This window comes from Pseudomonas sp. G11 (genome assembly GCF_029457515.1).
GTDB lineage: Bacteria > Pseudomonadota > Gammaproteobacteria > Pseudomonadales > Pseudomonadaceae > Aquipseudomonas > Aquipseudomonas gorinensis.
Genome location: NZ_CP120377.1, coordinates 5,481,200 through 5,504,234, shown reverse-complemented (window position 1 = coordinate 5,504,234; position 23,035 = coordinate 5,481,200). Strand labels below are relative to the sequence as shown.

Here is a 23,035-nt window from a genome sequence, read left to right as displayed (position 1 = left end):
CAGTTGAACACCTGGGTCAGTTTTCAGTCGGCAGAACAGCCTCTACTGGGTCAGTTTTCGGTCAGCGGCAACACTAACACTTCAACTTCGGTGCCTTCGCGGCGGAACTTGATAACCACCTTGTCCAGGGCAGCAACTGCGGTGATATCCCAGAAGTGGGCGCGATTCAGGTCGATGGTTACCTTGTTCAGGGCTTCTTTGAAGTCGAAGGCCGCGACGAACTTGTCTGCCGAGCTGAAGAACACCTGGCCAGTGACGTTATAGCTACGATGCTCGCCGGATTCGTCCAGCGAAGAACTGATCGCCATGTAATGGCCAACCTTGTTGGCGAAGAACATCGCGGCCAGCAGCACGCCGGCCAACACGCCGAAGGCAAGGTTGTGGGTGGCCACCACGACCACAACGGTGACGACCATGACAATGTTGGTCGACAACGGGTGCTTCTTCAGGTTGCGCAGCGAATCCCAACTGAAGGTGCCGATGGACACCATGATCATCACTGCCACCAGCGCAGCCATCGGGATCTGCTTCAGCCAGTCGCCGAGGAACACCACCATCAGCAGCAGGAATACACCTGCGGCCAGGGAGGACAGACGAGAACGACCGCCGGATTTCACGTTGATGATCGACTGACCAATCATCGCGCAGCCGGCCATACCGCCGATCAGACCCGAAGCAATGTTGGCCACGCCCTGGCCCTTGCACTCGCGGTTCTTGTCGCTGGGGGTGTCGGTCAGGTCGTCGACAATAGTCGCGGTCATCATCGACTCCAGCAGACCGACCACGGCCAGCGCTGCCGAGTAAGGGAAGATGATGGCCAACGTCTCGAACGTCAGCGGCACGTCAGGCCAGAGAAAGATTGGCAGCGTATCCGGCAGTTCCCCCATATCACCGACCGTGCGGATATCCAGCCCAACCGACATGGCGACTGCGGTCAGCACGATGATGCACACCAGTGGCGATGGGATGAGCTTGCCGATCCTGGGGATATAGGGAAATAGGTAGATGATGCCGAGGCCTGCGGCTGTCATGGCGTAGACGTGCCAGGTGACATTGGTCAGCTCGGGCAGCTGAGCCATGAAAATCAGGATCGCCAGTGCATTGACGAAGCCGGTCACCACCGAGCGCGAAACGAAGCGCATCAGCGAGCCGAGCTTCAGGTAGCCAGCACCAATTTGCAACACGCCACACAGCAGCGTGGCGGCCAGCAGATATTCAAGACCATGGTTCTTGACCAGGGTCACCATCAGCAGTGCCATGGCCCCTGTCGCGGCTGAAATCATGCCTGGGCGGCCACCGACAAAGGCGATCACCACGGCGATACAGAATGAGGCGTAGAGACCAACTTTGGGGTCGACGCCCGCAATGATAGAGAAAGCGATGGCTTCAGGGATCAGCGCAAGTGCGACGACGATCCCCGCGAGCACGTCGCCACGGACGTTGGAAAACCACGTTTGTTTGAGTGTTTGTAGCATCAGAATATCCAAAGCAATGCACCGCACGCATGCCAGGAAAATGGCGAGCGCGTCGATACGAATTCAAATTGTGAGGATTATTTTGCTGTGCGCTTTGGGTGTAAGAACCGGGCATACAGCAGTACGCAGCCGCCAGCGAAACTGGCGGAGGCGAGGTTGTTGCGAGGGGGCGTAGCGCTAAGGCGGCGTAGGCTGCCAGTAGAGCGTTTGGAGTACAGTCATGCTGGTGTTCCTGTAGCTCAAGGGGTATGCGGAGCCAAAAGTATACAGTGAAGCTATCGTCGATTGCGATCCGCCGCCCTGCTTTGCGAAGCCACGTCTGAAATAGGCTTAGTCGAGGAGTATCGCCATCAGGAACGAAGGAAAATAATCAAAAAAATGTTAGGGAGTTAATTTGCTTATAAATCAATATCTTACACTCAACTAACTGTTAGGGTCATTCAGATACAATGACGGCTGCGTGATCGCCCGCAGCTACGATGCCAAGCCCTATGTGAAGATGGGCGAGCCGTATTTCCAGATCAAGCACAAGCTGCATAAGCACGGCATCATCCCGTTCTCTTCGAACTATGCGCTCTATGGCGACATGAGCGAGCGGGTCATGACGCTCATTGAATCATTGGTGCCTGCCGTCGAGGTCTACAGCATCGATAAGAATAAGTTGCATACTGTGGACGCCCAAAGTTAGATGGCGTCCCAATGGACATTGATGCTTGTTCTTATAGAGATTTCACTTGCCTACCGTCGAACACATTCACTTCAGTCCGCATGACCTTTCTGTCCAAGACCGCCTGATTACCTACTCGCTGAATAGCTCCCGTGTAGTGATCGAAGGACTACCACAAATATTCTGGGAAGACGGCTTGCCCTGGAGAGAAGCCAATCTCTGGGCTATGGAGAGAGTCACCAATGGTGAGGCACTCCTTAAGACCGTTTCTAGCAACCTGAACGGGCTGTTGAACTACGCGAAGTTTTTGGAGAGTCGCAGGCTTCAGTGGTTTGAGTTTCCGTCTCGAAAGGCTGATCGATGTCTTGTTCAGTACCGTGGGGCGCTTATCAAGGCTCGTGATGCCGGTCATATCAGTCCTGCCACGGCTTCCGAGTACATGCGTAACTGCATCAGTTTCTACAGGTGGGTCAGGAGGCGTGGCCTTCTAAACCCGCTATTGCCGTTGTGGAAAGACAAGCGCTATTTCATCAAATACTTTGACCAGGTCGGCTTCGAGCGAACGCTAGCTGGCACCACCACCGATCTGGGTATTCCAAACCGAAAACGCATTGGGGTCACTTTGGAAGGTGGGCTACTTCCTGTGTCAGCGGTTGATCGAGACGCCATTCTTGATTTCGCAAAACAGAGCGCCTCACCCGAGCTTTATCTGATGTTGGCTCTAGGTTTCTTTACGGGTATGCGACTGGGAACGATCTGTGACCTTCGTATCGATGCGTTGGAGCGTGCCATACATGACCCGTCTGCTGAAGGTCTGCTTCTGATATCCGTAGGGCCAGGTGCGTCCCCGCCCGTGCATACCAAATTTGCAGTAACTGGCCAGGTATGGATTCCCGAAGCTTTGTGTTCAGAAGTCTTGGAGTATGCCAAGGGTCTTCGCAGGTTGACTCGCGAGGCATCTGCTGCTGGCGAGCATCAAGACTTAGTGTTCTTGACACGTTTTGGAAACCCTTTCGGACGTCGCAACAGTGATCAGTCTTCGGCCATAAACGTTGAGATGTCATCACTTAGAAAACTAGGCATCGCGTCGGGCATCAAAGCGCTCAGGAAGTTTCGCTTCCACCAATCCCGATGCACCTTTGGAACTGAGTTAGCTAGGCTCGCTTTAGCAAATTGCACTGATGTGGCGATAGTGATTGCGACTGTCAGCAATGCATTGCTTCACGGTCGAAATTCGGAGGCTACCACCTTCAAATACATCAAATTTGTGCAAGCCGCGCCCGCTAAGCAGGCCATTGCGAACAGCTTCATGACTGCGTTTATAGGGATTGCGTCGATGCAGGGAGCAAGCAATGAATAATCTGACGTTTTCAGACCTAACGTTTCCAATGCTTGAGTACGCGAAAAATGAGACGCCCTGGGATCTGGCACCACTTTTATACAGCGGTGGTGCTAAGGCAAAAGTGAAGACTGTACGCAGTGAAATCACATCAGGTGCTTTGAGTGATCCTTTGCTGGAGCGGGTAGAGCTTGTGAAGGGGCTCCATGACTGTTTGACCGACGACCTTGTCGGCGGGGGGAGCCGCTTTTCGGCAAATAACAAGATTGGTGCGTTGAGGAAGTTTTTTCAGTGGGTGGATCAGTGCGAGCGTCCGTTGAGCATTGATACGGTCGCGGAGGAATACCTGGGGTGGGCTGAACATCTTCTACAGCGTCATCGCGTGGAAGGATATCTAACTGCCGGATCATTATACGACGCGGCAAGTTTAACCGCGACGATGCTCGACCGAGTTCTAGGCCGAAGCTCGACGCTTCTGTACAGCACCCGAATTCGCAAGCCTAGAGGCAACGGAAAGGCCAGTAATGGGGGCGCTGATAAGCAAAGTTTAGAAGAGAGCTTTTCATTCGGGCAGTTCATTGCCGACGTCTGTACGTCCCTTACCTATGAGGCTGTGACGGGGCCACTTCCCATCCACGTGGAGTTGCGGTCGGGTTCGACGCTACCTATCTGGTGCGGCCTGCGCGATACAGAGAGGGAAGCGTCACGACGGATTCGACCTCAAACCAAATTCCAGATTGCGACCATCCTTAGAAACCGCGAACTTCGGAACGCTGACGTTTCAATCGAGACTCGATACCCGGCAGTGAATCTGCGCATTCCACGCCATCCGGCCACCCAGCCCACCAACATCCGGCCACCTATTCCACGCTCATCCGGCCGGGCAGTCGGAGCGCAGCGACGCAGGTTTGCATTGTTAGTCTGAAGTCTCTGTCGCCGTCAATTTCGTTGCGCGCCTGCGCATCGATTCGCCCTTCAGTTCGATCCGATAAGCGTTATGTACCAGCCGGTCGAGGATCGCATCGCCCAAGGTCGGATCGCCGATCAGTGCGTGCCATTTGTCCACCGGCATCTGGCTAGTCACCAGCGTCGAGCGGTTGCCGTAGCGGTCGTCCAGCAGTTCAAGCATGTCGCGCCGCTGAGCAGCGGTAAACGGCGCCAAGCCCCAGTCATCCAGGATCAGCAGGTCGGTCTTGGCGTAGCCGGCCATTAGCTTGGCGAAGCGGCCGTCGCCGTGTGCCAGGCCCAGTTCTTCCATCAAGCGCGGCAGGCGCAGATAGCGCACGCTGTAACCGTCGCGGCAAGCTTTATGAGCCAGCGCGCAGGCGAGCCAGGTTTTGCCTACGCCCGTCGGCCCGCCGATGATCAGGTTCAGGCCATCGCGCAGCCACTGACCGCTACCCAGTTGCAGGATCAGCGCCTTGTCCAGGCCACGAGGGCTGCGGTAATCGATGTCTTCCAGGCAGGCGTTATGGCGCAGTCGTGCGGCTTTGAGGCGAGTCGTCAGGCGGGCGTCTTCGCGCTCGGTCAGCTCGCGGTCGACCATCAGGCCGAGGCGTTCGTCGAAGCTGAGATCGTTGATGTCGGGCGTTGCGTGTTGTTCGCCAAGCGCCTTGATCATGCCGTGCAGGCGTAGGATTTGCAGCTTGTCGAGGGTCGGGTTAGGCAGCATGTTCGTGCTCCTTTTTCAGTCAGTGGTAGTAGCCAGGGCCGCGCAGATTGATATGTTCATCGGGCAGTAACGGCAGGTTTTGCTGGGCAAGAGGTAGCCGTTCCAGGCCTTGGCGCAGGATCGATTCGAGGCTCTTGTAACTGCATGCGCCTAGGGCCAGCGCACGTTGGCAAGCGGCTTCCAGCCGCTCTTCGCCGTGCTGTTTGCTCAAGCGCAGGATGCCCAGGCAGGCGCGGAAGCCATGCTGCGGATGGATTCGGCGTTCGAGGATGTAGGCGATGACACCGGCCGTATTCGGGCCCGTCTGCTCAGCCCAGCGGATCAGCCGCTGGGGCGTCCACTCGGCGTGTTCGCGGTGACTTTTGGGCATGTGCTCGGTGTGGGTAGTGTGGCGGCCTTTGTGCGGCGAGCGCAGATGGCTGGCCACGCGCTGGTTGGCGTGGAAGCACTCGACGGTCTGCGCGGTCAGGCGTACTTCGAGTTGGTGTTTCACCAGTTGGTACGGCACGGAGTAAAAATGGCCGTCGACTTCGACGTGGTAGTCGATGTGGACTCGCACCTTTTTCCATTCGGCGTAGACATATGGATGTTCTGGTAGCGGTTGCAGCGCGGGTTGGTCGATGGTCTCGAAGGCCGAGCGGCGTGAGCCGGGCAGTTTCTTGAAGGGCTTCTGATTGAGGCGATCCAGCAGCAACGCGATGGCTGTGTTGAGTTCGCCCAAGGAGAAGAACTGGCGGTTGCGCAGCACCGCCAGTATCCACCGCTCGACGACCTGTACGCCGACTTCAACCTTGGCTTTGTCCCTGGGTTTACGCGAGCGCGCGGGCAGCACGGCTACGCCGTAATGCTCGGCGAGATCGCGGTAACTGGGGTTGATATCCGGCTCGTAGCGATGCGCCTTGGTCACGCCACTGCGCAGATTGTCGGGCACCAGGATCTGTGCGGTGCCGCCGAAAAAAGCAAAACAGCGGGCGTGCGAGCCCAGCCAGTCGGGCAGTTTCTGCGACCAGGTCGCCTCGGCGAAGGTGTAGCTGGAGGCGCCGAGGACGGCGACGAATATCTGGGCCTGGCGGATCTCTCCGGTTCGCCGGTCGATGATCGGCACGGTCTGACCCGCGTAATCGACGAACAGCTTTTCGCCGGCGCGATGTTCCTGGCGCATGACCACGTCGACCTTGGCGGCCCAGAGCCGGTAGTGCTCGCAGAACCAGCTGTACTGGAAGCCTTGCGGGTGCGCCAGTCGATATTCTTGCCAAAGCAGGGCCAGGGTTACGCCGGGGCGGCGCAACTCTGCGTGGACATGAGTCCAGTCCGGCATCGGACGTTGATCGCTGGGGACGTCGGGTGGTGGCGGAAAAAGACGCTGCTGCAACTGCGCCTCGCTCGCCGCACACGGCCAAGTCAGCCCGCTGGCAGCAAAGCGATTGAGGTACTCACCGATAGTTGCGCGACCCACCTGCAAGCTGACAGCGATCTGGCGAGCAGATAGGCCGACCTCAAACTTGAGACGTAGCACTTCCTTAATTTTACGCATGGATAACCGCTCCACGACGACCTCTCTGCTTCGATAAAAGAGGTCGATGGTAGTGAATTAATCCTGCGTTGCTGCCTGCCTTGTGGGTGGCCGGATGGCCGTGGAATGGGTGGCCGGATCATCGTGGAATCAGTGGCCGGATGTTCATGGAATGGGTGGCCGGATGCCCGTGGAATCCGCAGTGAATCTGCGAATCGAAGCCGAGCTGCTCATGTTCATCGCACAAACCGGCATGAATTTGTCGCAGGCGCATCAGCTTCGTATCGACCAATACCATTACACGAGTCATTTTGATGGTTACCAAGTGAGGTCTTACAAAAATCGCCGTCAGGGTGAAGTGCTGTTTGACGTTTTCTCAAGCTACAAGCAGTGGTTCGAACGCTACATTGAGTGGCGTAACACGTGGTTTCCAGACGATCTAGAGGGACTTCTTTTCCCTCTCGTCCGCCCTGGGGGACGTCTCGTTTTAGAAGCTCCTCAGTTCACGGCTATCGCGCGCGTCTGCACCGATTCCAGTGTTCGATTCGTTCGACCCCGTAAGCTCCGGGGTGCGCGTATTAATTGGCTGCTACGTGAGTCGCAACGGCCGGAACTGGTGGCGGAAATCGCACAGCATACCGCTGAAACTTTGATTCGTGTGTACGCCGAGCCCAATCCGCAAATTGCGATGATTGAAATCACTCGATTTCACCGGCAAGCAGATCCCGTCGTTTGCTCACCTGCTCCAGGTACTTGTGTGGAGCCGATACCAGAATCGGTCGTGGATGCTCCGACTAATGCTCCTGATCCCGATTGTATCAACGCTGCGGGTTGCCTTTTCTGTGTCAATCATCGGGATATTGAAAGCGAGGATCACGTCTGGTCTCTGAGTAGTTTGCGAGTGCTCAAGAGCTTGGAGCTAGTTAGATATCGCCCAGCTTGCACGGATAGATCTGACGAGACTGACCATCCAGCGATGCTTGCGGTCGAGCGTCTGAGCGCGAAGTTACGGTTCTTTCAAGAGAGTAGCGAGGTACGTCGGCTTTGGGTGGAAGAGGCATTCGCACGCATAGCTGAGGAGGACTATCACCCAGCTTGGGATGGATTTATTCGGCTTGCGGAAGTTACAGCGGGGACTTCCCTATGAATATGCTCACAACGTTGGGGCTTTCTATCGAGTCGCCTCTCGCCGTTCCTGGGGCATCGAATTACCGTCCAGAGAGCTGGCCTCCGTCACCTGATTGGCCGGTCGTAATTGATGCACAGGGCAAAGTAATAAGCCGTTGGGGCGATCCAATTTGGAGGCTTGATCCATGGGCCAAGAAGGCACTGACGCTGAATTTTGGTGATGGGCCAGTTAAAAAATCAGCGGCGCCAATTAGCTCAAAGAACGCAAATTTACTTCGAATCATCACTGGCTGGTGGCTATACGGGCCGTATGGCGCTCGTGGCTACAGATCCCTTAAAACGCGTTTCGATCAGATGCGGCGGCTGTTTGTTCTTTGCGAAGAGGCAGGAATACTTGCCAGCGAATTAAGCCACTTTCCACGCGTATGCGAACGGATCCCTGCCTTTCTTCATACCTCAAGAAAAACCGAGTTTCTGTCGTTAATGCATGAGCTTTACGCGTCCCGTAGTGCCGTAGGATTTACGTTGCTGGATTCAGGCTCCCTAACCCGTCTGGCTGCGCTTTTTCCAACTCACCATACAGCTCAAACACCTTACATTCCTCCACGTATTTGGCGCTATCAAGTTACTAGGCTGCGAGAGTGCCTTGATGATTTCCTATCCCATCGAGAACAGGTTGAAGCTTGTTACCGGTTCTGCTTCGCGGCTTACGAACATAACCAGAGGGTTTCGGAGAGAACAGCGTGCGTAAACGCCCCGCCTTTTTGCGGCCATAAGATGCAATTATCAGGCGCTAAAACGGGGCTTCGTTTTCTTGGCGCGTTTGCGGAAACGGCGAAACGCTTCGGCGTCTTTGAGCTACTTGAACGTTGGGTAGGGCGCAGTGGTGACTTGCAAGTAAGAGCGCTGACTAGCTATCTGAAACTGGTCAACGGCGCGGGATTGGCTTACATCCTTAACTTCAGTCTCATGCGGGTTGAGGAAGCATGGAATCTTCGAGCCGGGTGCCTTGACATCGAGCACGACAAGAGTTTCGGCGACATTTTTTTGTTACGTGGGCAGACGACAAAAACGCTCTCTGATAGGGACGCCGTTTGGGTCACATCCCCATCTGTGGCGGTCGCCGTGAAGGCGATGGAGGTTATTTCTCTATTTCGCTCACTCCACGCACCTCACGAAGCCGCGAGAGTTCTCGCCGGGCGTTACTTGACCGATTTTTCTTACGAGCCCTGGAGTTCGTTGCGCAATAAAGGTAATCACTCACTGAGGCCGAGCATCCAGTCATATTCCGACCTTTTGGGGAAGTATGGGAAGCTCTTTGACTTAGAACGTTTGCGTATCACGCCTGAGGATTTGAAATTGGCCCGGCTAGCTACCCCTTCATTGCCGGAGGAGTATCAAGTGGGCGATGTATGGCCGTTGGCTTGGCATCAGTTGCGTAGAACTGGGGCAGTGAACATGCAAGCTTCCGGGCTCGTAAGTGATGCTTCGCTTCAGTACCAGCTCAAGCACGTCACACGAGCGATGAGCCTTTACTACGGACAAAATCACTCGCGGGTGCGTCTAGAGGAGAAGGCTCACACTCTGTACGTTCGCACAATGTACGAGACGCTTGGAAGAGAATTACAGCAGCTAACGAGTGAGCGTTTTGTCAGTCCCCATGGAGACAAACGAAAGGCTGAGATCGTTCGGCTGATTTCGCCAGAGGATGCGAAGAAGATGATTGGTTTGGCAAAGAAAGGCGCGGTCGCCTGTCGCCCGATAATTCTTGGCGTTTGTTCGAGTCGCGAGCCTTGTCCGTACGGCGGAATTGACAACATTGCCCGTTGCGGGGGTGGTGATTCAGTGGATGCAAAACCTTGCCCTGATGTGCTGTATGACTCAGAACGATTGGGTGCGGTAGATGATTTTGAACATGTACTCAAAGAGCGGCTTGCTACTGCTCAGGGAGGGAGTCCGCTAATGGAATCGTTGATGGCTCAAAAGCGAAGCGTAGAGAGCTTTCGCCGTGTCGTAGGAAGCGCAAATGGACGTTGAACTCCCTGCTCGCCGAAGCGCGGCTGATCAATATCGTGATGCTTTTGAGCGTCTGAAACTCAATAAGCCACAGCTTCTACCAAAGGGGACACCGGTCACTCAGAACAACGTGGCCAAAGAGGCCGGGAGCGATCCGTCAGCGCTTAAGAAATCTCGTTTCCCGAGTCTCATCGCAGAGATAAAAACCTACGTGGAACAACATGCGGAGGAGCGACCTCCTTCGTTGAACCAGGTAAATCATCTTGCCCGTCAGAAAAGCCGCGCCTTGCGGGATCGGATTGAGCAGGTTGCTCGACAGCGCGACCAGCTAGCAAGTTTACTGAGCGAGGCGGATGCGAAAATCATAGAGCTGTATGACCGTATTGCTGAGCTTGAGCGACAGTTACCTGCGTCCAACATACTGTCGTTGGATCCACGCGGGCCCAGAAAGCTTTGAGATAACAGCGCGCGTGCAGCTAGTCGCCAGGTGTAGGGGACTGCCTATTCCGACCACTCTGCTGCTCAACCTTGATGCTGCGAGCCGGAAAGAGAAGAGCGCTCTGCTTGATTGAGGCATCTCAGCCGGCAGCTCCGGGCTAGATGCTTCCTGCCTAGTGGCTGCGATCCGCTGATGGAAACAGGCAGCTATCGGCCAAATCAGATACTCCCCCCTTAAACCATCAGATACGATCACCACTAAAACGAAAACACCTCTGATAGCTCCCACATCGCACCACACCTGCTATCTGCGCACTTCTAATTCTGAAGGAGATCTTTCCTACGGCCAAAATTAGTATTAAGGTAACGAAAACTACATAATAAGTAGAATGTACTACATGAAAAACTGGTTGATTTTGATTCTCGGTCTGCCGACCGCCAATGCCACCGAACGCATGCGAGCTTGGCGCGCTTTGAAAGCCAGCGGCGCGGCAGTCATACGCGATGGCGCCTACCTATTGCCGAATAGCGGTGTCTGTCGTGAAGTGCTTGCGTCTGTCGAACGTGACATTCTGGCGATCAACGGCACCGCCTATGTCCTGCCTGTCGTCGACCCTGACGGTGAACGCTTTATCGAGTTGTTCGACCGTAGCGATGACTACGGCAAGCTTGGTGTAGAGATCGAAGAATGCCGTGGACAGTTGAATGCTGAAAATGCGCTGGCGACGACCAAACAAATTCGTAAGCTACGCAAAGCCTACGATCAGATAGCCAGCATCGATTACTTTCCAGGTAAGCCGAAGCAGCAGATTGATTCGGCTTTGCAGGAGTTGGAGACAGCAGTCAGCAGAGCCCTGTCTCCGGATGAGCCGCACAGCAGTAACCAACCAATACCGGCACTCAATCTTGACGAATATCAGGGGCGTATCTGGGCAACGCGCAAACGTCCCTGGGTCGACCGGCTAGCGTGTGCCTGGCTGATTCGCCGCTTCATTGACCCGCAAGCTCAGATCCTTTGGCTGAACACTCCACAGGACTGTCCGGTAGATGCGTTGGGTTTTGATTTTGATGACGCGACCTTCAGCCATGCTGGTAACCGCGTGACCTTCGAAACCCTGCAAGCCAGTTTTCAAATCCAGAAACCAGGTCTAGGGCGCATTGCTGCCCTTGTGCATTACCTCGATGTCGGCGGTATTCAGCCGGTGGAGGCTGCTGGCATTGAGCGGGTGCTGGCAGGGCTGCGCGAAACCATAACCGACGACGACCATTTGCTGGCAGCAGCAAGTGCCATCTTCGACGGCCTGCTCGCCGGGTTCGTGAAAGAGGAGAAACCCAATGAGTAAGGAATTGGCGCCAATGGTTGAAGAAGAGCTGTCGAGGCCGGAAGCAATCAGTTTGCGTGAGGCGTTCTGGTTCTGGTTGAAGCTCGGCTTCATCAGCTTCGGAGGGCCTGCGGGTCAGATCTCGATCATGCACCAGGAATTGGTGGAGCGGCGGCGTTGGATATCCGAACGCAGGTTTCTGCATGCCCTCAATTACTGCATGTTGTTGCCTGGGCCAGAGGCGCAGCAGTTGGCCACCTATATTGGCTGGCTGATGCATCGAACTTGGGGAGGCGTTATCGCGGGTGCGCTGTTTGTGCTGCCCTCTCTATTTATCCTGATCGCGCTGTCATGGATGTACATCGCCTTCGGCGAAGTGCCTGTGGTGGCAGGGCTCTTCTATGGCATCAAGCCTGCCGTGACCGCCATCGTCGTGCAGGCGGCACATAGAATCGGCTCTCGGGCATTGAAGAACAATTGGCTATGGGCGATAGCGGCGGCTTCATTCACCGCAATCTTCGCATTCAATGTTCCGTTCCCGTTGATCGTTCTGGGTGCTGCATTGATCGGTTATGTCGGTGGACGCTTGGCACCCGAGAAATTCAGAGCCGGGGGCCATAGCGCCGCCAAGAAATCCTTTGGCCCGGCCTTAATCGATGATGACACTCCGTCCCCGGAGCATGCCCGGTTCAGTTGGTTGAAGTTGGCATGGCTTGCACTGATAGGAGCCGTGCTATGGGCATTGCCGATGGGGATTTTGACCGCATTATTTGGCTGGGAAGGCACCTTGACCCAGATGGGCTGGTTCTTTACCAAGGCGGCGCTTTTGACGTTTGGCGGGGCCTACGCGGTGCTGCCGTATGTGTATCAAGGCGCAGTCGGTCACTATGGCTGGCTGACCCCGACACAGATGATCGACGGGCTTGCGCTAGGGGAAACCACGCCAGGGCCACTGATCATGGTGGTGGCCTTCGTCGGCTTCGTCGGGGCCTATGTATCGCAAGTGTTCGGGGCTGATCAGGTGTTTTTGGCCGGAGCCGTCGCCGCCGCACTGGTAACCTGGTTCACCTTCTTGCCTTCATTTTTGTTCATCCTCGCGGGTGGCCCGCTGGTGGAGTCGACTCATAACGAACTCAAGTTCACGGCACCGCTTACCGCCATCACCGCCGCCGTAGTTGGGGTGATCCTCAATCTGGCGTGTTTCTTCGGCTATCACGTGCTTTGGCCGAGAGGCTTCAGCGGAAGCCTCGACTGGCCCTCTGCACTGATCGCCATTGCAGCGGCGATTGCCTTGTTCCGCTTCAAGCGAGGCGTCATCCAGGTGCTGATGGCCTGCGCGCTCGTCGGTTTGGCAGCGCATCTGCTGCGCTAGATCGCACGAGTGGATTAACAGTCTTGGCGAGCACTGGGCTCGCCAGATCACCCAGCCTACCGAGCTAGGCAGGAGGTGTTTCATGAGGTGGATTACCCGTGAACGACCCAAGATCGACCGCATCGCCTGTCCCTGGCTGATCGTTCGCTTCATCGATCCGCAGCCCGAGTTTTTATACGTGCGCAGTGGTGACGTGCTGCGTTTAGCGGCGGAGAAAGACGCTGCACCTTACGACATTCCCGGCGTAGAACTGACACATGAGGGCGAGCTGTGCAGCTTCGATGCGTTTCTGAAAAAGTACCAGCTCAACGAGCCCGCTTTACAGCAATTAGCCAAAATTGTTCGGGGAGCAGATACGTCTCGCCTGGAGCTAACACCGCAGTCGGCTGGGCTGTACGCAATATCACTTGGACTGTCGAAGCGTTTTTCGGACGACCACGAAATGCTGTCACACGGTCTGGTCATGTACGACGCGCTCTATGCCTGGTGCAAGGAATGCCAAGGCGAATCGCATAACTGGCCTCCTCAGATGTAAAGAGACCAGTTCACACCAAAGCCCAGCCTAGTGCTGGGCTTTGTTCATTTAGTGGCAGTGGTAGTCGTTCGTTTTATGGTTGCGATGGCAACCTTTTGAGTCAGTACCGCCGCTGTGCGCGAAGGCAGCAACGGACGTAATCGAAAGTAAAGCGGCGATCAAGATGGCGGACAGTTTCATCAGGGCTTGCTCCTTGCTCATGTTTTTATATCCGTGAGATGTCTCACGCTCCGCAGCGTATGGCTAATTGCCTCCACTGAGCAAGCAACTTCCCGACCGTTTCCCAGGCTTTCGATGAAAGGCTCATCGCCTATTTCTTGAGCTGTCCCTGCCTCTGGTTTAGGATGGGCTCTATATCCCCCTAGGGGGGATACAAAAAATCGATAAATGAGAAACTCGTTACTCTCTTTTTTCGAGAAATGCTCGACAACCTGATGGGTGCGGGCCTCTCCATGTGAGATTTCTCATGCTGAAAATCCTAGCCAACCGAACCTACCGTCATCTCTTCCTGGCTCAAGTGATTGCACTCGTCGGGACGGGACTCGCCACGGTCGCACTGGGTTTACTGGCGTTCGACCTTGCAGGCGCCCAAGCGGGTGCCGTTCTCGGGACGGCGTTGGCAATCAAAATGACGGCCTACATTGGCGTTGCGCCCATTGCAGCGGCTTTTGCAGAGCGTCTGCCTCGCCGAGCCATGCTGGTCTCGCTGGATCTGGTGCGGGCCCTGGTCGCGCTTGCTCTGCCGTTTGTGACCGAAGTTTGGCAAATCTACGTGCTGATTTTCGTCCTTCAGTCGGCTTCGGCCGCATTTACCCCAACCTTCCAGGCGACCATTCCAGACATCCTGCCGGATGAAGACGACTACACCCGTGCCTTGTCGTTATCGCGCCTGGCCTACGATCTTGAAAGTGTCGCCAGCCCGATGCTCGCCGCCGCACTGCTGACGGTGATCAGCTTCCACAACCTGTTCGCCGGCACGGTCATCGGTTTTCTCGCCTCAGCGGCGCTGGTCTCCACGGTACTGCTGCCCAAGGCGAAGCAGACACCGCGACGCAGCATCTACGAACGAACCACCCGTGGCATGCGCATATTCCTGGCCACGCCTCGCTTGCGGGGACTGCTGGCTCTCAATCTGACGGTAGCTGCCGCCAGCGCCATGGTCATCGTCAATACGGTGGTTCTGGTTCAGTCGCGCTTCGCTCTACCTCAGAGTTCCACGGCATTGGCGCTGGCTGCGTTTGGTGGCGGCTCCATGGTCGCCGCCCTGGTCTTGCCTCGCCTGCTGAAAAACATCAAAGACCGAACGGCCATGTTGTTTGGCGGAGGAATACTGGTCGCAGGCTTGGCCGTTGGCATCAACCTGACCACCTACAACTTCCTTTTACCGCTGTGGATGTTGCTCGGCGTGGGCTATTCGCTGGCTCAGACCCCGAGCGGTCGCCTGTTGCGTCGCTCGGCACATGCCGAAGATCGCCCGGCACTATTTGCCGCCCAATTTGCCCTGTCCCATGCCTGCTGGTTGATTACCTACCCATTGGCTGGGTGGCTGGGTGCCAACATCAGCCTCACAGCGTCGTTTGTTGGGCTCGCCGTCGTGGCAGGTTGCGCATTGACAGTCAGCATCGTGATCTGGCGTCCGGCCCATGACCAAGAGTCGATCAAGCACACCCATGAGAATCTGCCGGGCGATCACATGCACATCGACGGCCAGAAGGGCGCGGATCACGAACATCCATACGTGATCGATGATCAGCATCGCCGATGGCCCAACAAATGATCGTAATTTCCTAAGACTAGCTAAGGCTGGTTGGTCAGCCTTCAGATCAGAAACCGTAGCGCTTGCAGAGCGGCAAGGTGCCCTGGATAAAACCAGTAGCCCCATTGCCGCACTGGCCAGACCTTGAAGGTGAAAGTCTGACGCAGTAGCCAGAGTCCGATCAGGGGAGCGGCGAACGCAGTGCTCAAGGCCAACAATGAATAGACTTCCAAGTCCAACGCCCTGGTTACGATGCTACTGCGGGTATTGCTCAACAGGCATAGAGCCGCTGGCAGCAACCAAAGAACACCGGGGCTCTTGATTGCTACTAGGACAGCCGCTGGAACAAGTGCCCCGTAAAATCCATACATCAATGGATCATCCAGCGCATAGGCAACTGCGGTGGCCATCAACGCCATTGCTGCGCTCAACAAAGTACGATGCTGCCATCCCCAGGCAATCACCAGCCCCAATGCCAGGGTAACCAACACGTTGAATGATCCCGAGGTGCTGATGTAGCGATAAGGCACTTCTGAAATGGCGGCGAACAACAGCATCAACGCGAGGTATCGACCGTTCGCGGCAGTCAGCCATTCGCCCGATTTGGAGCGCGCCACGTTGGCGGCAATGGCGACACAGAACAGCGGAAAAGAGAGCCGCCCCAGAATGAACAGATTGCTCATCTCCGGCCACACCAAGCGCAAGTGATCGATAACCATGGTCAGCATCGCCAGCCACTTGATCAGATCCAGGCTACTGCTTCGGCTCTTGAGTGAGGACTGCGGGGTTGTATGAGCCGTCGTCATGTCCACCCCAGTGTGACTGCGGTCAGCACGAGATAACGCACGCCCTTGGCCAGGATGACAATCAGCAGGAAACTCCAGAATGGCTCGCGCATGACTCCGGCGACGACCGTCAGCGGATCGCCAATGATGGGCACCCAACTGAGCAGTAATGACCAGCGCCCGTAGCGCAGATAGGACTGCTGGGCTTTTTCGAGCTTGCTCTCACTCACGGGAAACCATCGCTTGTGGCGCAATCGTTCAACGGAACGGCCCAGCACCCAGTTCAGTGCAGAGCCAAGAACGTTGCCAAAGGTGGCGACCGCCAAGAGCGTAGAGACGATATACCGGTCGGAGAGCAACATCCCGACCAATACGGCTTCAGACTGCATGGGCAGTAACGTCGCGGCACCGAATGCCGCCAGGAACAGGCCAGCGTAGCTGGTGAGTTCAAACACTCAAACGTCGCCTTATGCGTTCAGGCCGATCCAGCCATGGAAGCCCACGTACAGGCCGACACCGATGATCAACACACTGGACAGGTACGGCGCACGACGAGCCACGGTGCCCAGCCATGGCCAGCGGTTAGAAGCCTGCTTAGCGCCAATAGCTGCCGCAGCACCTACGGCCACCAAGGTGAGCGCCAAACCGATGCTGAAGCACAGGACAAGCATGCCTCCCAGCGCGACTTCTTTAACCTGAAGACACAGCAACAGAACGGTGATGGCAGCCGGACAAGGAATCAAACCGCCCGTCAAACCGAACATGACGATCTGGCCCGTGGTCACCTCACGATTGGTGAAGCGCTTACGGATATCGTTGGCATGTGCACGTTCATGCGCATCCTGATAACCATCAATTGACAACTCCAGACCTTCCAGCTCTGAATGCGCATGCCCATGATCATGCTCCTGGTATTCCAGGTCGTAATCATGGGAGTGGCCGGCATGCCCAAGACTCAAGCGCGCACTGAATTCATGCGGTTCCGGGATATCGACCATCGACTCCAAGAAGCCTTCGCGTTCGACGAAAGAGAACGTTTGAGTGCTGCCGTCTGGGCGGGTAGTGGTCAGACGAACGTCTGAAGCAGGCCACGCATGCCCGGTCAGTGCCTTCAGGCGCCAATGCGGTGGCATGCCATCTTCGAAGATCGACAGTTCGATGCGACCATGGCCTGTATCGATACGATGAGTCTCATCGTGATGACCATGGTCATGCTCGCCGTGGTGGTGATCATCCCCTTGCTCGAACTTAAACATCTGCTCGCCGCGCCAGGTACGCCATAGCATCCATAGTGCAATCACGATGATCAGAGCAGAGGACGCGAGTTGGAAGTAAGGCTCGGTGGTTTGAGCGTCCAGACCTTTGCCCAGGTACATGCCGCCGATAGCGACCAACCACACAACAGCGGTGTGCGACAGCGTCGCGGCCAAGCCCAACAATACGGCTTGTTTTACCGAGCCGCGAATGGCCACGATGAAGGCCGCCATCATGGTTTTTGAATGGCCCGGTTCAAGCCCATGCAAGGCTCCGAGCAGAATAGCACTCGGGAAATACAGCCAGGCGTGAGCCCCGCCTTGTTGCAGCAGTTCAGCGAAGTTGGGCATATCAGACCTAGAGGTATTTGGTGATTTGTTTGAACGCTTCCAGCGGTGCGCGCTCGCCATTGCCCAAGGCCGAGACGGTGTCCTCCAGACAGTGATCAATGTGATCCTGAATGAGCGTGCGCTTGGCTTGGCACACTGCTTTTTCGACAGCATGCAACTGCTGAGCAATGTCGACGCACTGACGACCTTCTTCAATCATTGTGATGATGCCGCGTAAATGGCCGTCCGCCCGCTTGAGGCGCTTGATGATCGCCTCGTGACTTTGGTGGGTATGGGGATGGTTGTGTTCGTGTTCGCGCTCACTCATGACTTGAGCCTCAGGCCTCAATGAATTACGCTGGCATCCTATCCCCCCTAGGGGGATGTGGTCAAACGCATCAAAGCCCTACAAAACGAGTTGAAACCCGAACACTATGTTCAGCAGAACACTGACAATGACGGTGGTAATCGCACTTGCTCTCGCCATGTTTGTGGCTTGGGCCGGGCATACCTATACGTTGTCGGTGACATCGAAACAGCCAGCCTGGGAGATTGCGCAAGACGCCCATCACTCCCATGAGCTGCAGGCAGAGATGTCGAGCGCGAGCTACTCGGATCACTACCACTCGCCGTTGACCCCTGACCATCAGCACGAAACGCCACAGCTCACGTCCGCGTTGAGTTTGGCTGCACAGCCGAAGCTGTCAATACGGGTTGATGCGCTCCGATATTCCGTTCCTCGTCCGCCGATTTTTTTGATCGAGCGTCCACCCCGTCCTTCGTTCGCATCCTGACCATGGCCGCTCAGCGGCCCACGATCACTGCAACGTAGGATTTATCTATGCATTCGCACTCGATGTGCGGCGTCGACGCATTTACTGCGCCTTCGCGTCGCCTGCTACTGCTGCTGTTTTTATTTGTCGCGTCACTTTTCCTCACAATGCCCGAGGCGATGGCTCATGCCGTTGCTGAAGGCGACAAGGGATTCATCCAGGAAAGCTCCGGCGTCATGTTGCTGCCCTTCATCTACATGGGCGCCAAGCACATGATGACGGGCTACGACCATCTGCTGTTTCTGTTCGGGGTGATCTTCTTCCTCTATCGCCTGAAAGACGTGGGGCTCTACGTCACGCTGTTCGCTGTAGGCCACTCGGTCACCCTGCTGCTTGGCGTGCTGACCGAGATCAGCATCAGCTCCTACATCATCGACGCCATCATTGGTTTCTCGGTGGTGTACAAGGCGCTCGATAACCTGGGTGCATTCCAGCGCTGGTTCGGTTTCCAACCCAATACCAAAGTGGCCACGCTGATCTTCGGTCTGCTCCACGGTTTTGGTCTGGCGACGAAAATTCAGGAGTACGAGATCTCGCCTGATGGCCTGATTCCGAACCTGATCGCCTTCAACGTTGGCGTTGAGATCGGCCAATTGCTGGCCCTTAGCGCGATTCTCATTTTGATGGGGTATTGGCGGCGCACCGGCAGTTTCTGGCGCCACGCCTATACCGCCAACGTCGCCATGATGAGTGCCGGTTTCCTGCTGATGGGTTACCAGATCACCGGCCTGTTTGTCTCTGCGTAAGGAATTCTGACCATGTTCAATACTCCGCTTCCAACTGTTAATGAATTGCCTAGCACTCGCAAACTGGTGCGTTCGACTGTCATTGCACTGCTGACTGCTGTCGGCCTGCTGGTGACCGTTGTCATGCCATCGGAATACGCCGTTGATCCAACGGGTGTGGGTCGAGCACTGGGACTGACCCAGATGGGCGAACTGAAGATCATCCTTGCCCAAGAAGCTTTGGCGGATGCCGTGCCACCTCAACCAGCAGCTCCAGCTCCAGCTCCAGCTCCGCAGGTTGCGCAAGTCCAACCTATTGCGAAACCTGTTGCTCAGCCAGTGGCGACACCTACCCCAGCTCTGAAGACGAATCAAATGAGCGTCACGCTCAAGCCAGGTGAAGGGACAGAAATCAAACTGGAAGTGCTGAAGAACAAGACTGTCAGCTATGAATGGACAGCGGTTGGTGGGCCTGTGAACTACGACACCCATGGCGAGCCCTACAACGGTGAAAAGGGTTACTTCCACAGCTACAACAAGGGCAAGCAAGTCAAAAGTGATAAAGGTGAATTCACCGCCATTTTTGACGGCACCCACGGTTGGTTTTGGCGTAACCGCAGCAATAACGACGTGACCATCGCACTGAAAACAACCGGCGATTACTTGAGCGTCAAACAGTAATACGAATCAGCGATGGCTGTTCTATTGTCGAAAATGCCAGTATTCAGCCTAAACGAAAGCATTTATTTCACCCGTTTTTTGAAGAGTCTCCCAATGAAAACCCCAACAACGCTGATCCGTTCGGTGCTCCTGATCTGTTTCCTTGGCCTGATGACGGCATGCGGCGGCGGTGAGAAAGGAGCAGCCTCCGAGAGCGCTGAGCACGGACACTCACACGAGTAACACCCTGAATAAAACAAGGCCGCATGTGCGGCCTTGTTTGTTTCTGCGTGACGACATTGTCCCTTGGTCCAGCGATTGAGAGACACAAGACGAATGTCTGCCTTGGGTCGATTCTGTTGAAAAAGTAGCTCCCCTGGCCGACCTCCGGCAAAATCTCTTCATTGGCCGGAGGGGGATCACACAGCATGATGGGACAGTTATCGAGTGGGCAGGAGCGACTGTTTTACTCCTTCAACCTTGAAGATCACATCCCAGCCAATCACCTTCTGCGCAGCATTGATCGGTGTCTCGATCTGAGCGACCTGCGCCATTACCTCGCTGATTTCTATAGCCCGATTGGGCGCCCTTCAATTGATCCTGAACTGATGATCCGCATGCTGGTCGTGGGCTACTGCTATGGCATCCGCTCCGAGCGGCGGTTGTGCGAAGAGGCCCATTTGAACCTGGCGTATCGCTGGTTCTGCCGGTTGAGCCTTGAAGATGAAGTACCCAATCACTCGACGTTTTCCAAAAATCGACACGGCCGTTTTCGGGACAGTGATCTGTTCCGCTGGTTGTTCAATGAAGTACTGCGTCGCTGCATGGATGCAGGGTTGGTCAAAGGCGAAGGCTTTGCCGTGGACGCCAGCATTATCAAAGCGGATGCCAGCCGGCAGCGCGGTGTACCGGGCGATGAACAGGTCAACTGGAGCGATCCGGCCCTGAGCACCCGCGCCGTGCGTGAGTATCTTGAGGCACTCGATGAAGAGGCTCTGGCCGAAACGCTACCGAAGCGCCTATCGCTGACTGATCCTCAAGCCCGCTGGACCGCAGCTCCAGGTGGCCCAGCGTTCTACGCTTACTCCACGAATTATCTGATCGATACCGAGCACGGTGTCATCGTGGATGTGGAACCCACACCGGCTCATCGCACGGCCGAGGTCGAGAGCACCAAGATCATGATCGACCGGGTCGAGGCGCAGTTCGACATCAAGCCGGAACGCCTTATTGGCGACACCGCTTACGGAACCGCGCCGATGCTGGCCTGGATGGTGGAGGAAAAAGACATAGAGCCGCATGTGCCGGTATGGGACAAAACCGAGCGCAAGAACGACAGTTTATCGAGCAACGATTTCCACTGGAATGAGGAGACTGAGGAATACCGCTGCCCAGCCGGCAATGCCTTGCGCAGCGAATGGCGTGCCTTCAAGAATGAGCGTTCGCACGTCACCAAAGCCAACACCATCATCTTCCGATCCCGGCAGACCGACTGCGTTTCCTGTCCGATGAAAGCCAAGTGCTGCCCGAACACGGCGTTCCGCAAGATCGCTCGCAGCGTCCATGAAGCCGCTCGTGATGTGGCTCGGCGCATTGCAGCAACGCCGGCGTATCAGCGCTCTCGCCACGAACGTAAAAAGGTCGAAATGTTGTTTGCCCACCTCAAGCGCATCCTGAAATTGGATCGCTTGCGGCTACGTGGCATGAGTGGCGCGACCGATGAGTTCACGCTGGCGGCTGCGGTACAGAACCTGCGTCGACTGGCCAAACTCACATCTCAAGGGCCACCTGCCACGGGATAGGTGCGCCTGCACGAAGCAAAAAACCTCAAATTAACCCAATAACAGAGCAGCAAAGGTCAACGAAGGGCCGAGAAACCACTCAATGTGGTGAGTAGGTTCTCCGGGGGGAGCCGTGCCTGAGTTCAGGCGAACTGAAAATCCGACTTTTTCAACAGAATCGGTCGATTACGGACTGCCAGCGTCCCTGTATCACCTGAATGGAGTATGAGGAGAGGGCTTAAGAGCCCCAGTTGTCCAACCAGATTGGATGAGCTTTGGGCTGTTGGATCGGGCTCATCTTGGTCACGCTAGTTTCTGTCGCCACAAAATTCGCGTATGTGCCATGGACACCACATGATCAATTTCTGTGAAAAATGCGTGTGGTCTATGGACATCGGATACCTAATCTAAACCCTCACAAATATTCATTCAAACCGATGTCCATGGGTTGACATCTTTCCTTTACATCGACGAAGCCTTTGCAGACCTGACCGGCATCGACGGCCGGGATGCCCTCGGTCGGAAGATCCGCAGCCTGGTACTGCGCTGCACAGGCATCCCTGTTGGGGTGGGGATCGCCCACACCAAAACCCTGGCAAAGCTGGCAAATCACACCGCCAAACGGCTTCAGGTGGCAACCGGCGGTGTGGTCGATATCTGCGACCCGTTCAAGCGTGACTGGGTTCTGCGCAACACCGACGTGTCCGAGGTCTGGGGCGTCGGTCGCAAGATGAAACTTCACCTGGACGCCATGGGGATCAAGACCGCGATGGACCTGGCGAAGGCCGACCCATGGACGCTACGCAAGAAGTTCAGCGTGGTGATCGAGAAGACCGCCCGGGAGCTGAGCGGTACGCCGTGCCTGGAGCTGGACGAGCCGGACCCGCCGAAGCAGGAGATTTGCTGTAGCCGGATGTTTGGCAAGCGGCTCACGGAGCTGGCACCCATCAAGGAGGCGGTGGCCACCTACATGATGCGCGCCTCGGAAAAGCTCAGGGCACAGAAGTCGCTGTGCAAGAAGATCCGCGTCAGCATCCGCACCGGCATGTTCAACCCCGAGGAGGCGAAGTACGCCAATGGTGTACTGATTGACCTCCCGTATCCCACCGATGATGTACGGCTGCTGACCAAGGCGGCGGTGGACGCGCTCGACCGAGTGTTCCGGCCAGGTTTCAAGTACAGCAAGGCCGAGGTGTTATTGATGAATCTCTGTCAACAGGGGGAGTACACCGACGATCTATTTGCCACTTCCCAACCTGCCGACGCCACGAAGCTGATGGCGGTGTTGGACCAGGTCAACGGTCGATGGGGTAGGGGGACGCTTCGCTCAGCCAGTGTGCCCCTCAACCCGGACTGGGGAATGCGACGAGACATGATGAGCCAGAGCTACACCACCAAGCTGGACCAGCTTTGGCAGGTGCACTGTAGGTGAACT

20 protein-coding genes and 3 pseudogenes are annotated in these 23,035 nt (G+C 56.0%); 15 read left to right on the top strand and 8 right to left on the bottom strand.

Features of this window, described 5'->3' with window-relative positions; translation table 11 throughout:
• Positions 1-68 precede the first annotated feature (68 nt).
• A pseudogene (locus P2T68_RS25160) lies at positions 69-1,475 on the bottom strand (SulP family inorganic anion transporter); the annotation flags it as partial.
• Between the two features lie 448 nt (positions 1,476-1,923).
• Here P2T68_RS25160 and P2T68_RS25155 point away from each other — a divergent pair.
• From P2T68_RS25155 to P2T68_RS25145, 3 genes and pseudogenes are all read left to right on the top strand, one after another.
• A pseudogene (locus tag P2T68_RS25155) lies at positions 1,924-2,130 on the top strand (DNA polymerase V subunit UmuC); the annotation flags it as partial.
• 79 nt (positions 2,131-2,209) lie between these two features.
• Positions 2,210-3,502, top strand: a complete 1,293-nt coding sequence (locus P2T68_RS25150) for a site-specific integrase (RefSeq protein ID WP_124188769.1) — start codon at positions 2,210-2,212, stop codon at positions 3,500-3,502.
• Positions 3,495-4,406: a hypothetical protein gene (locus P2T68_RS25145; RefSeq protein WP_277378440.1), complete on the top strand. Its 912-nt coding sequence runs from the start codon at positions 3,495-3,497 to the stop codon at positions 4,404-4,406. Before P2T68_RS25150 ends, P2T68_RS25145 begins: the two co-directional genes overlap by 8 nt.
• Here the strand turns inward: P2T68_RS25145 and istB are convergent.
• Together istB and istA are read right to left on the bottom strand one after the other, a co-directional pair.
• Positions 4,398-5,153, bottom strand: coding sequence for an IS21-like element ISPsy14 family helper ATPase IstB (gene istB / locus P2T68_RS25140; protein WP_057711072.1), 756 nt, complete (start codon positions 5,151-5,153; stop codon positions 4,398-4,400). The two genes, P2T68_RS25145 and istB, sit on opposite strands and share 9 nt — an antisense overlap.
• Before the next feature lie 19 nt (positions 5,154-5,172).
• Positions 5,173-6,687, bottom strand: a complete 1,515-nt coding sequence (gene istA, locus P2T68_RS25135; protein ID WP_102617438.1) for an IS21 family transposase — start codon at positions 6,685-6,687, stop codon at positions 5,173-5,175.
• Positions 6,688-6,865: 178 nt separating this feature from the next.
• On the opposite strand from istA, the pseudogene P2T68_RS25130 reads away from it, so the two are divergent.
• The 6 genes and pseudogenes from P2T68_RS25130 to P2T68_RS25105 all read left to right on the top strand — a co-directional run.
• Positions 6,866-7,813, top strand: a pseudogene (locus P2T68_RS25130) (site-specific integrase); the annotation flags it as partial.
• On the top strand, positions 7,810-9,831 hold the full coding sequence (locus P2T68_RS25125; RefSeq protein ID WP_223656463.1) for a hypothetical protein: 2,022 nt from the start codon (positions 7,810-7,812) through the stop codon (positions 9,829-9,831). The pseudogene P2T68_RS25130 and the gene P2T68_RS25125, both read left to right, overlap by 4 nt.
• Positions 9,821-10,267: a hypothetical protein gene (locus P2T68_RS25120; protein WP_124188771.1), complete on the top strand. Its 447-nt coding sequence runs from the start codon at positions 9,821-9,823 to the stop codon at positions 10,265-10,267. The genes P2T68_RS25125 and P2T68_RS25120 overlap by 11 nt, the downstream gene beginning before the upstream one ends.
• Before the next feature lie 379 nt (positions 10,268-10,646).
• A complete protein-coding gene (locus tag P2T68_RS25115; protein ID WP_057387415.1) occupies positions 10,647-11,591 on the top strand; it encodes a chromate resistance protein ChrB domain-containing protein in 945 nt (314 codons plus the stop codon).
• A complete protein-coding gene (gene chrA / locus P2T68_RS25110; protein ID WP_057387414.1) occupies positions 11,584-12,942 on the top strand; it encodes a chromate efflux transporter in 1,359 nt (452 codons plus the stop codon). Before P2T68_RS25115 ends, chrA begins: the two co-directional genes overlap by 8 nt.
• 82 nt (positions 12,943-13,024) lie before the next feature.
• A complete protein-coding gene (locus tag P2T68_RS25105) occupies positions 13,025-13,477 on the top strand; it encodes a chromate resistance protein ChrB domain-containing protein (RefSeq protein ID WP_057387413.1) in 453 nt (150 codons plus the stop codon).
• Between the two features lie 48 nt (positions 13,478-13,525).
• On the opposite strand, the gene P2T68_RS25100 is transcribed toward P2T68_RS25105, so the two are convergent.
• Positions 13,526-13,678 (bottom strand): YHYH domain-containing protein, encoded by a 153-nt coding sequence (locus tag P2T68_RS25100; RefSeq protein ID WP_223656464.1) that lies wholly within the window; start codon positions 13,676-13,678, stop codon positions 13,526-13,528.
• Positions 13,679-13,943: 265 nt separating this feature from the next.
• Between P2T68_RS25100 and P2T68_RS25095 the strand changes: the two genes are divergently transcribed.
• Positions 13,944-15,254 carry an MFS transporter gene (locus P2T68_RS25095; RefSeq protein ID WP_057387412.1) on the top strand — a complete coding sequence of 437 codons (1,311 nt, stop codon included), beginning with the start codon at positions 13,944-13,946 and terminating at the stop codon, positions 15,252-15,254.
• Positions 15,255-15,295: 41 nt separating this feature from the next.
• Here P2T68_RS25095 and P2T68_RS25090 read toward each other — a convergent pair whose 3' ends face one another.
• Genes P2T68_RS25090 through P2T68_RS25075 form a run of 4 tightly spaced genes read right to left on the bottom strand, consistent with a single transcriptional unit; the run spans position 15,296 to position 17,929 of the window.
• Entirely contained in the window at positions 15,296-16,039 is a 744-nt protein-coding gene (locus P2T68_RS25090) for a TraX family protein (RefSeq protein WP_057387411.1), read from the bottom strand.
• Positions 16,036-16,473, bottom strand: a complete 438-nt coding sequence (locus P2T68_RS25085; RefSeq protein WP_057387410.1) for a YqaA family protein — start codon at positions 16,471-16,473, stop codon at positions 16,036-16,038. Before P2T68_RS25085 ends, P2T68_RS25090 begins: the two co-directional genes overlap by 4 nt.
• Positions 16,474-16,485: 12 nt before the next feature.
• Positions 16,486-17,622, bottom strand: a complete 1,137-nt coding sequence (locus P2T68_RS25080; protein WP_057387409.1) for a nickel/cobalt efflux protein RcnA — start codon at positions 17,620-17,622, stop codon at positions 16,486-16,488.
• 7 nt (positions 17,623-17,629) lie between these two features.
• Positions 17,630-17,929, bottom strand: coding sequence for a metal-sensing transcriptional repressor (locus P2T68_RS25075; RefSeq protein WP_057387408.1), 300 nt, complete (start codon positions 17,927-17,929; stop codon positions 17,630-17,632).
• A gap of 513 nt (positions 17,930-18,442) precedes the next feature.
• Here P2T68_RS25075 and P2T68_RS25070 point away from each other — a divergent pair.
• The 5 genes from P2T68_RS25070 to P2T68_RS25050 all read left to right on the top strand — a co-directional run bounded on the left by P2T68_RS25070 (position 18,443) and on the right by P2T68_RS25050 (position 23,032).
• Entirely contained in the window at positions 18,443-19,180 is a 738-nt protein-coding gene (locus tag P2T68_RS25070) for a HupE/UreJ family protein (RefSeq protein WP_057387407.1), read from the top strand.
• Between the two features lie 12 nt (positions 19,181-19,192).
• Positions 19,193-19,840, top strand: a complete 648-nt coding sequence (locus P2T68_RS25065) for a hypothetical protein (RefSeq protein WP_057387406.1) — start codon at positions 19,193-19,195, stop codon at positions 19,838-19,840.
• 407 nt (positions 19,841-20,247) lie between these two features.
• Entirely contained in the window at positions 20,248-21,621 is a 1,374-nt protein-coding gene (locus P2T68_RS25060; RefSeq protein WP_042910153.1) for an IS1182 family transposase, read from the top strand.
• Between the two features lie 156 nt (positions 21,622-21,777).
• Entirely contained in the window at positions 21,778-21,912 is a 135-nt protein-coding gene (locus tag P2T68_RS25055; RefSeq protein WP_277379774.1) for a DUF4113 domain-containing protein, read from the top strand.
• Between the two features lie 136 nt (positions 21,913-22,048).
• Positions 22,049-23,032 carry a DUF4113 domain-containing protein gene (locus tag P2T68_RS25050; RefSeq protein ID WP_256580865.1) on the top strand — a complete coding sequence of 328 codons (984 nt, stop codon included), beginning with the start codon at positions 22,049-22,051 and terminating at the stop codon, positions 23,030-23,032.
• The last annotated feature ends 3 nt before the right edge of the window (positions 23,033-23,035 follow it).

Excerpts from the sequence above, each read along its gene's own strand:
- chrA (WP_057387414.1), top strand. The coding sequence starts at position 11,584 with ATGAGTAAGGAATTGGCGCCAATGGTTGAAGAAGAGCTGTCGAGGCCG.
- P2T68_RS25145 (WP_277378440.1), top strand. The coding sequence starts at position 3,495 with ATGAATAATCTGACGTTTTCAGACCTAACGTTTCCAATGCTTGAGTAC.
- P2T68_RS25120 (WP_124188771.1), top strand. The coding sequence starts at position 9,821 with ATGGACGTTGAACTCCCTGCTCGCCGAAGCGCGGCTGATCAATATCGT.
- istB (WP_057711072.1), bottom strand. The coding sequence starts at position 5,153 with ATGCTGCCTAACCCGACCCTCGACAAGCTGCAAATCCTACGCCTGCAC.
- P2T68_RS25060 (WP_042910153.1), top strand. The coding sequence starts at position 20,248 with ATGATGGGACAGTTATCGAGTGGGCAGGAGCGACTGTTTTACTCCTTC.
- istA (WP_102617438.1), bottom strand. The coding sequence starts at position 6,687 with ATGCGTAAAATTAAGGAAGTGCTACGTCTCAAGTTTGAGGTCGGCCTA.
- P2T68_RS25070 (WP_057387407.1), top strand. The coding sequence starts at position 18,443 with ATGCATTCGCACTCGATGTGCGGCGTCGACGCATTTACTGCGCCTTCG.
- P2T68_RS25065 (WP_057387406.1), top strand. The coding sequence starts at position 19,193 with ATGTTCAATACTCCGCTTCCAACTGTTAATGAATTGCCTAGCACTCGC.
- P2T68_RS25080 (WP_057387409.1), bottom strand. The coding sequence starts at position 17,622 with ATGCCCAACTTCGCTGAACTGCTGCAACAAGGCGGGGCTCACGCCTGG.
- P2T68_RS25105 (WP_057387413.1), top strand. The coding sequence starts at position 13,025 with ATGAGGTGGATTACCCGTGAACGACCCAAGATCGACCGCATCGCCTGT.
- P2T68_RS25095 (WP_057387412.1), top strand. The coding sequence starts at position 13,944 with ATGCTGAAAATCCTAGCCAACCGAACCTACCGTCATCTCTTCCTGGCT.
- P2T68_RS25125 (WP_223656463.1), top strand. The coding sequence starts at position 7,810 with ATGAATATGCTCACAACGTTGGGGCTTTCTATCGAGTCGCCTCTCGCC.
- P2T68_RS25100 (WP_223656464.1), bottom strand. The coding sequence starts at position 13,678 with ATGAGCAAGGAGCAAGCCCTGATGAAACTGTCCGCCATCTTGATCGCC.
- P2T68_RS25090 (WP_057387411.1), bottom strand. The coding sequence starts at position 16,039 with ATGACGACGGCTCATACAACCCCGCAGTCCTCACTCAAGAGCCGAAGC.
- P2T68_RS25075 (WP_057387408.1), bottom strand. The coding sequence starts at position 17,929 with ATGAGTGAGCGCGAACACGAACACAACCATCCCCATACCCACCAAAGT.
- P2T68_RS25115 (WP_057387415.1), top strand. The coding sequence starts at position 10,647 with ATGAAAAACTGGTTGATTTTGATTCTCGGTCTGCCGACCGCCAATGCC.